The sequence below is a fragment of the Nitrospira sp. BLG_2 genome, assembly GCF_049222245.1.
Genome location: NZ_JBLYIG010000632.1, coordinates 1 through 7,341, shown reverse-complemented (window position 1 = coordinate 7,341; position 7,341 = coordinate 1). Strand labels below are relative to the sequence as shown.

General features: G+C 55.3%; 7 protein-coding genes and 1 pseudogene. 5 read left to right on the top strand and 3 right to left on the bottom strand.

Going from position 1 to position 7,341, the window contains the following annotated elements; genetic code table 11:
- Positions 1-358, top strand: a 358-nt coding sequence (locus ACOSYY_RS16815) for a lytic transglycosylase domain-containing protein (RefSeq protein ID WP_421663931.1), incomplete at its 5' end; no start/stop codon positions are given.
- Here the strand turns inward: ACOSYY_RS16815 and nadB are convergent.
- Positions 291-1,925 (bottom strand): L-aspartate oxidase, encoded by a 1,635-nt coding sequence (gene nadB, locus ACOSYY_RS16810; protein WP_421663929.1) that lies wholly within the window; start codon positions 1,923-1,925, stop codon positions 291-293. The two genes, ACOSYY_RS16815 and nadB, sit on opposite strands and share 68 nt — an antisense overlap.
- Before the next feature lie 2 nt (positions 1,926-1,927).
- Positions 1,928-2,380 carry a hypothetical protein gene (locus ACOSYY_RS16805; RefSeq protein WP_421663927.1) on the bottom strand — a complete coding sequence of 151 codons (453 nt, stop codon included), beginning with the start codon at positions 2,378-2,380 and terminating at the stop codon, positions 1,928-1,930.
- Positions 2,381-2,536: 156 nt separating this feature from the next.
- Between ACOSYY_RS16805 and ACOSYY_RS20445 the strand changes: the two are divergent.
- The 4 genes and pseudogenes from ACOSYY_RS20445 to ACOSYY_RS16785 all read left to right on the top strand — a co-directional run.
- Positions 2,537-2,594, top strand: a pseudogene (locus tag ACOSYY_RS20445) (AURKAIP1/COX24 domain-containing protein); the annotation flags it as partial.
- Positions 2,595-2,664: 70 nt separating this feature from the next.
- Positions 2,665-2,883 (top strand): DUF6812 domain-containing protein, encoded by a 219-nt coding sequence (locus tag ACOSYY_RS16795; protein ID WP_421663926.1) that lies wholly within the window; start codon positions 2,665-2,667, stop codon positions 2,881-2,883.
- Between the two features lie 92 nt (positions 2,884-2,975).
- Positions 2,976-4,754: an ABC transporter ATP-binding protein gene (locus ACOSYY_RS16790; RefSeq protein WP_421663924.1), complete on the top strand. Its 1,779-nt coding sequence runs from the start codon at positions 2,976-2,978 to the stop codon at positions 4,752-4,754.
- Between the two features lie 23 nt (positions 4,755-4,777).
- On the top strand, positions 4,778-5,530 hold the full coding sequence (locus ACOSYY_RS16785; protein ID WP_526023339.1) for a response regulator transcription factor: 753 nt from the start codon (positions 4,778-4,780) through the stop codon (positions 5,528-5,530).
- 201 nt (positions 5,531-5,731) lie between these two features.
- Here ACOSYY_RS16785 and ppk1 read toward each other — a convergent pair.
- Positions 5,732-7,341, bottom strand: a 1,610-nt coding sequence (gene ppk1 / locus ACOSYY_RS16780; protein WP_421663923.1) for a polyphosphate kinase 1, incomplete at its 5' end; no start/stop codon positions are given.

The window sequence follows — 7,341 nt, the reverse complement described above, 5'->3', positions numbered from 1 at the left end:
GGGAGCCATCGGATTGATGCAATTGATGCCGCAAACGGCGGTGAGATTGGACGTCCGGGACCTCTACGATCCCGAGGACAATATCGGAGGAGGCACGAAATACTTACGCCAGTTGCTCGACCGATTTCGCGGCAATCTTCCACTGGCGCTCGCTGCCTATAACGCTGGAGAGCGTGTCGTCGATCGCTACCGAACACTTCCACCGATCGACGAAACCCGTCAATATGTCCGCAAGGTCTTGCGGTATTATCGACTCTTCCTCGCCCGCGATCTTGACGCGGCCGGCCACGTTATCCCGTCTTCGGAATACGTAATGCCACGACCCGCCCCTGTGTCTTCGAGTCAGGCCGGCGAGTGATTCGGATCCCCGAATACAATTGACTATGCTGTTTCCAACCCGGCCGTTTGGTTCCGGGAAAATCGGATCGGTAATGGGCGCCAACGCTGTTTTCTCGCCAGAGCGCAGCTTCCGCCACGCAATGCGCCACTTGAACCATATTCTTGACCTCCAGTTCGGCTCTCCCCGCAAAGGATCTGGATACCATTTGTTCCCATCGCGCAAGCTGAGCCGTGGCACGAACGAGGGACTCCCGAGAACGGACGAGCCCTACTTGTCCCCACATGGTCCGTCGAAGTGAGCTGCGTATTTTTTCGGCATCCTCCAATCGTTCGAACCGACCGCTCCTCAAGCGTTCCACATGGTGAGACAAATCGGGCATCGAACGACGAGAGGCCCCGGCGACGGCGGCAGTGCCGGCCCGCATCCCAAACACCAATCCCTCCAGCAATGAATTGCTGGCCAGTCGGTTGGCCCCGTGCACACCGCTGCAAGCCACTTCGCCCGCCGCAAAAAGGCCCGGCAATGTCGTGGCTCCGTTGATGTCGGTCGCCACTCCCCCCATCATGTAATGGGCGCTCGGAGAGACCGGGATCCATTCCTCCGTAATATCGATATCATGACGTAGACAGGTCGCATAAATCGTCGGAAATCGCCGTTTGACAAAACTCGATCCCAAGTGAGTCACATCAAGGTAAACATGCCGCGCGCGCGTGGCCGCCATTTCCGCCCAAATAGCCCGCGCGACGATATCCCGCGGAGCCAGTACGCCGAGCGGGTGATACCGTTGCATGAACGCCTCTCCCTTATTGTTACGCAGCTGCCCCCCCTCTCCTCGCATGGCTTCCGATAACAAAAAAGGAGGGCTCGACGGCAGATACAGCGACGTCGGGTGAAATTGGACGAATTCCATGTCCTGGAGTTCCGCCCCTGCACGAAAAGCCATGGCCATGCCGTCGCCTGTCGCATTGGGCGGATTGGTGGTGCGAGCAAAAATCTGCCCTGCCCCCCCTGTCGACAGAACGACAGCCTTTGCGGGAATGATGAAGTGTTCGCCCGAATGCTCATCAAGCACCACCGCTCCGCAGCATCGACCTTCTTCAACCACAAGATCGACAGTGAAGTGATAATCCAACCGAACTATCCGCTTTTGCCGCGCAGCCTGCGTCATCAACACCCTTACCATTTCGTTTCCTGTTGCATCGCCTCTCGCACGAAGAATTCGGCTGCGGCTGTGAGCGGCTTCACGAGCAAAGGCAAACTTGCCACCGGTTTTGTCGAATTTCGCGCCCCAGCGGATGAGCTCTTGAATCCGATCAGGTCCCTCCTCGACCAAAACACGCACCGCGTCGCGACGACACAGGCCGCAACCAGCCTTTACGGTATCCGTCAAATGGATGGCGACATCATCCTCTTCACTCAAGGCCACGGCTACCCCTCCTTGTGCGAAGATGGAATTGCTTTGTAAGGGGTGGCCCTTGGTGAGAACGATCACCCGACCTACTCGGCAGAGGTCCAGGGCGGCTCGAAGCCCGGCGACTCCGCTGCCGATGACGAGAAAGTCTGCTCCCAGCGTGCTCCGCGACATCGTTATCGTGGTTGGGTCGGCGGTGAGAGAGGTTCCGACAACATCTGTTTCGTTTTCATTCCGAAGGGCAAATCTCCCTGCGCGCCTCGCAAGAGAATCGATTGCGTACCGACCCATTGCAACCGTGCGTGGCCGCGTTGTCGGATACCCATGTCATTGGCATCTCTCTTCCACGTCCCTTGCCAATGGATGAAGACGTCGATATCGTCTTTTTCGATCATGACCCGCTCAATCTTAAACTCGAGGGAGATGGTGGAAAAGGTTTCGAAGTCCATGTCGACCTGGCGTCGTAGGTCGTCCAGTTGATCCAACGGCAACAGCATAGAGTGGAACCCGGACCGATCCTTTCGTTGATAGGCGCTTCGCAAGGAGTCCAACGCTTGATCGATACGGAGGAGTCGCTCGTGCTCTGCCGGGTATCTGATGGTCTTCGACGGACACCCAACAACCATCACGGCGAGCACGATAAGCCACACGATGGATGAGGGCCGTGAGAAACCAATCCTTCGGAAGTACATTCCGGTGCAGTATAGCATAAGAGGAAAAGGCGCCGTGATCTTGCATTTTCAGCGGAAAGCTTTTAGACTCGGCCCTCCTAGGAGATACAGAATATGTCAAGCGTCTTGAAAAAACGACGAAAGAAAATGCGCAAGCACAAGTACAAGAAGCTGCGCCAACGCCAGAAATTTCTTCGCCGAAAAAGCTGAGCTCTGCCGGCATATCGGAAGGAGGGCACTCTGTGGCCGAGGGGAAGAAAGTCCGCATCCGCGTACGAACGGTCAATTGTACCTACGTTGGAGACTTCTTGGTCCCTCCGATGCGGAATCGTGTCTCCGATGCGATCAACGAAGAAGCACGTCTCTTCATCAGCCTGACCGACGTCGTGAGCAATGATAAGGATCGGTCGGATTTCGTTGCGATCAATAAGAACCTGATCGAGTCGATCGCTCAGCTCTAGTCGTTTCGTCTCATCCCCAGCATATTCTTTCACCACCTCCATAAGCCGAAACCAAAACACGATTCTGTGCTCAATCACACCGCACGACCACCATGTTGATCTTCAAACGATTCCTTCCGTTCGTACGCCCTTATTTGACACGCTTGATGTTGGCTGGGCTCTCGGTAAGCGTGGTTGCGGTCATTAATCTCGCATTGATCCGGCTGGCCGGCACCCTCTGGGATATCATTACCGTTCAACACGATGCCGATCAGATGACCTGGTCGATCGGTTTGTTCCTTGGCCTAGTAATTCTGCAGGGACTATGCGCGATGGGTCATAGTTATCTGACCGCGTGGGTCTCTCAGCAAGTCGTCGCCGACTTTCGCAAACATATATTCGGTCACCTTCAGACCCTCACGGTCAGCTTTTTTGCTCGGCGCCGTACAGGAGAACTGCTCTCCCGATTGATGACCGATGTGGCCGTCATCCAATCCGTTGTGACAGAAACCCCCATCGACAGCGTCAAACAAGCCGTGACGTTTCTCGGGGGCATCACGTTCCTACTCATGATGAATTGGCGGCTCTGTCTCCTGATTCTGATCCTGCTTCCGTTACTGGTCCTGGTCGCCAAGGTATTCGGTCGGAGATTGAAGTCTCTTTCCACCTCGATTCAAGATCACACGGCGGCGCTCAGCACTCTCGTGGAAGAAGTGATTTCCGGCATTCGCATCGTCAAATCGTTCGTCCAGACGCAACGGGAAATGGCCCGTTTCGCGGATCAAGTCGATCAAACACTTCGTCTCACGCTCCGTCGAGCCGGAATCATGGCCGTATTCATCCCGGTGATCAGCCTCCTGACGTTTTCATCGGCAGCGGCGGTGCTGTGGTACGGAGGGAGACAAGTCATCGACGGAGTCGTCACGCCGGGCGATCTGTTCGCCTTCGTCTTGTTCGCCGGCATCTTGATCGGCCCCTTCAGCTCGGCAGCGCGCGTCTTTGCACAGATCAAGGAAGCGCAAGGCGCGACGCAGCGCATCTTCGAAATACTGGATGCTCAGCCGGACATTTGCGATCGATCCGATGCCCAGACACTGGTGACCGTCGACGGCCATGTGCGGGTGGAAAAGGTCACCTTCGGCTACGATACTCGCCATCCGGTGTTGTCAAACCTATCATTCGATGCCAAGCCAGGCGAACTGATTGCGTTCGTAGGACCGACGGGTGCCGGCAAGACCACCGTGATCAACCTGCTTCACCGCTTCTACGATCCGACGGAAGGTCGCATCACGATCGACGGCAAAGACTTGCGCCACGTGACCGTCGAGAGTTGGTATCGACAGATTGCTCTCGTCCCACAAGAAACGATCCTCTTTGGAGGCACCATCCTCGACAACATTCGCTACGGCAATATGGCGGCGAATGAAGCCGCAGTATTGGAAGCGAGCAAAGCTGCTCATGCTCATGACTTCATCATGGGCTTGCCGGACGAGTATCAAACCCCGGTCGGCGAGAAGGGGGTCAACCTCTCAGGCGGACAACGTCAACGTATCGCAATTGCTCGGGCCATCTTGAAGAACCCTCGCATTTTGTTACTGGACGAAGCGACTTCATCGCTGGATACCGAATCGGAACGGCTGGTTCAGGAGGCCCTTCAACGCCTCATGGATGGTCGCACAACCTTCGTCGTCGCTCATCGGCTATCGACCATCCAGTGTGCCGACCGCATTCTGGTCCTAGACAAAGGCAAACTGGTGGAAGAGGGCAACCACGTCCAGCTAATGGCCCGCAACGGGCTGTACCACTATCTGTACACTATCCGCTTGAACGAACCGACCACCTTGCCCCCCCTCTCAGCGGCGGACTCACCTGCCGATATTCCTCGTATTTAACAAGCCTGTAACAAAGAGAGCGTATGGTAGGCATAGCTAACACGAGCACGCACGAGGGCACGCGCATGGTTCCTCAACGTCCCAAGAAAATTCTCATCGTCGAAGACGAACATGACATTGCGCAGTTGGTCAGGCATTATCTTGAAAAGGAAGGATTTCATCCGAACATCGCCACAACAGGTCTAGAAGCACTCAACCTCGCGGCATCGGAGCATCCTGACTTAGTTATTCTTGATCTCATGCTGCCTCAGATGGATGGATTAGAAGTATGTAAAGCCCTCCGTCACAAGCCCGAGACGGCGCTGTTGCCCATTATCATACTGACGGCGAAGAGAGAGGAGTCCGATACCGTTGTCGGGCTTGAGCTCGGAGCTGATGATTACGTGACCAAACCCTTCAGCCCCAAGACATTGGTGGCTCGGGTCAAATCCCTCTTCCGTCGGCTAGAGCGGGCAAACGGTCAAAAACCAACATTCTTGGTGTACGGTTCCCTCCAGATGGACCTGACGCGACATGAAGTGACGGTACAAGATAAAGAAGTGATGCTCACGGCCAAGGAATTCGGACTGCTGGAGCATCTCTTACGTCACCCTGGGCGCGTACTGACACGGGAGGTGCTCCTCAATGAAGTTTGGGGTTATGACTATTTTGGGACAACGCGAACCGTTGACGTCCATGTTCGTCGGTTAAAACTGAAAGTGTCGTTTCTCAATGACGCGATCGTCTCGGTCAAGACGCTTGGATACAAACTATTGGACCAGCCTCTTCAGCCGTAACCTTCCGTGCATATTTCGCTTTTGCAATCCCGCATTCGCATTCATCTCCGTCCTTTTACATTCAAGAATGTGACCGGCGTTCCATCCGAGCACGCGGGAAAGAGGCCTACGGCCAACCCCTGATTTTCTCCGGTCGTTACTGCGGCCCTTCTATATATCAACTGTCCTAGGATGATGTCCCCAACAAGCTCTTGAGGACCTTCAGCTCATGGATCTGGCTTTCCAGCGATTGAGAAACCAGTCCTGAGAATCAAGGCTTGGTTCCCCGTCCAAAGGCGTAAGACGCTCGTATGTCCCGTCTGAACGCAACCGCCTGGCTTGGACATTATCGCGAAGACTGACGGCGAGAATGTCCTGCACAATGATCTGTCGCCAGCGGGGGTGGTCTACCGGAAAGAGGATTTCCACACGGCGATCCAGATTGCGGGGCATGAGGTCAGCGCTTCCAAGAAATACTTCATCCTGTCCCCCGTTATGGAAATAATAGATCCGGGCATGTTCGAGGAATCGACCGACCACGGACGTCACCGTAATCCGGTCGCTCACGCCGGAGATACCGGGCCGTAAACAACAGATGCCGCGTACTTGTAATTCAATCTTCACGCCGGCCTGTGCGGCACGGTACAGCGCCTGAATGAGTGCCTTATCGACCAACGCATTAATCTTGAATGCGAGATGTCCATCTCCGGTTTTCCGGTGACAGTGAATCTCGCGATCGATCCGATTGAGCAGCTCCCGCCGCAATGCTGCCGGCGCAACCAGCAATTTGGCGTAGCCATCCTTCCGGGAGTACCCGGTCAGCGCGTTGAACAAATCGGACACGTCACTGCCGATGGCGGGATCGCACGTGAAGTAGCTCAGATCGGTGTAGATACGGCTGGACAGCACATTATAGTTGCCGGTGCCGAGATGGACGTACCGTCGAATCCCCTCCGGTTCGCGCCGGACGACGAGACACACTTTTGCATGGGTCTTGAGCCCGCGCACTCCGTAGACGACATGCACTCCTTCATCTTCGAGCTTTCGGGCCCATTCGATGTTGTTTTCTTCATCGAAACGAGCCTTGAGCTCCACCAGCACGGCCACCTGCTTCCCATTGACCCGAGCTTCCATCAAGGCATCGATAATGGGGGATTTCGGGTTCACACGGTACAGCGTCTGCTTGATTGCCAGGACATTCGGATCGTGGGCCGCTTCACGCACAAATTCGACTACCGGCGTGAAACTATCGTAAGGATGGTACAGCAAGAGATCATCTTGCCTGATAGCTTCCAACACACCACCCGGTTTGCTCAGCAGCGCGGGCATGCCAGGCTGAAAAGGCGCGTCTTTGAGATCGGGGCGCTCAAGAGCAGTGAGTTCCATAAGCCCCGCCATGCCGATCGGATCCTGTTCCTTGTAAACGAGGTATGATGGGATCTGTAAATTGCGGATGAGAAGATCTACGATATAGTCCGGCGTGGTCGTATCCAGTTCCACACGCACCACGGAATTGAAATCCCTCAGATCGAGCTGTTCTTCCACCGCCGTGATCAGATCGGGTGCTTCATCGGCCTCGATCGTCACATCGGCGTCTCTCGTAACTCGGAACGGATAAGACGCTACAATCTCCAATCCGGGAAACAGGAGATCCAGATTATCCGCCACCACTTCTTCCAACCAAGCAAACCGTTGAACTTTCCCGATTCCTCCGAGGTCTTTCTCCTTCGGGGTGGATTCTTCTTGAGCGGGCACCGGAACCAAACGCCGAAAGGAATCGGGCAACTTGACGCGCGCGAAGCAGTCACCCCGCTCAGGATCCTTAACCACCA

Coding starts and splice junctions, on each gene's coding strand:
- nadB (WP_421663929.1), bottom strand. CDS start 1,925: ATGTCGCGGAGCACGCTGGGAGCAGACTTTCTCGTCATCGGCAGCGGA.
- ACOSYY_RS16785 (WP_526023339.1), top strand. CDS start 4,778: ATGGTAGGCATAGCTAACACGAGCACGCACGAGGGCACGCGCATGGTT.
- ACOSYY_RS16790 (WP_421663924.1), top strand. CDS start 2,976: ATGTTGATCTTCAAACGATTCCTTCCGTTCGTACGCCCTTATTTGACA.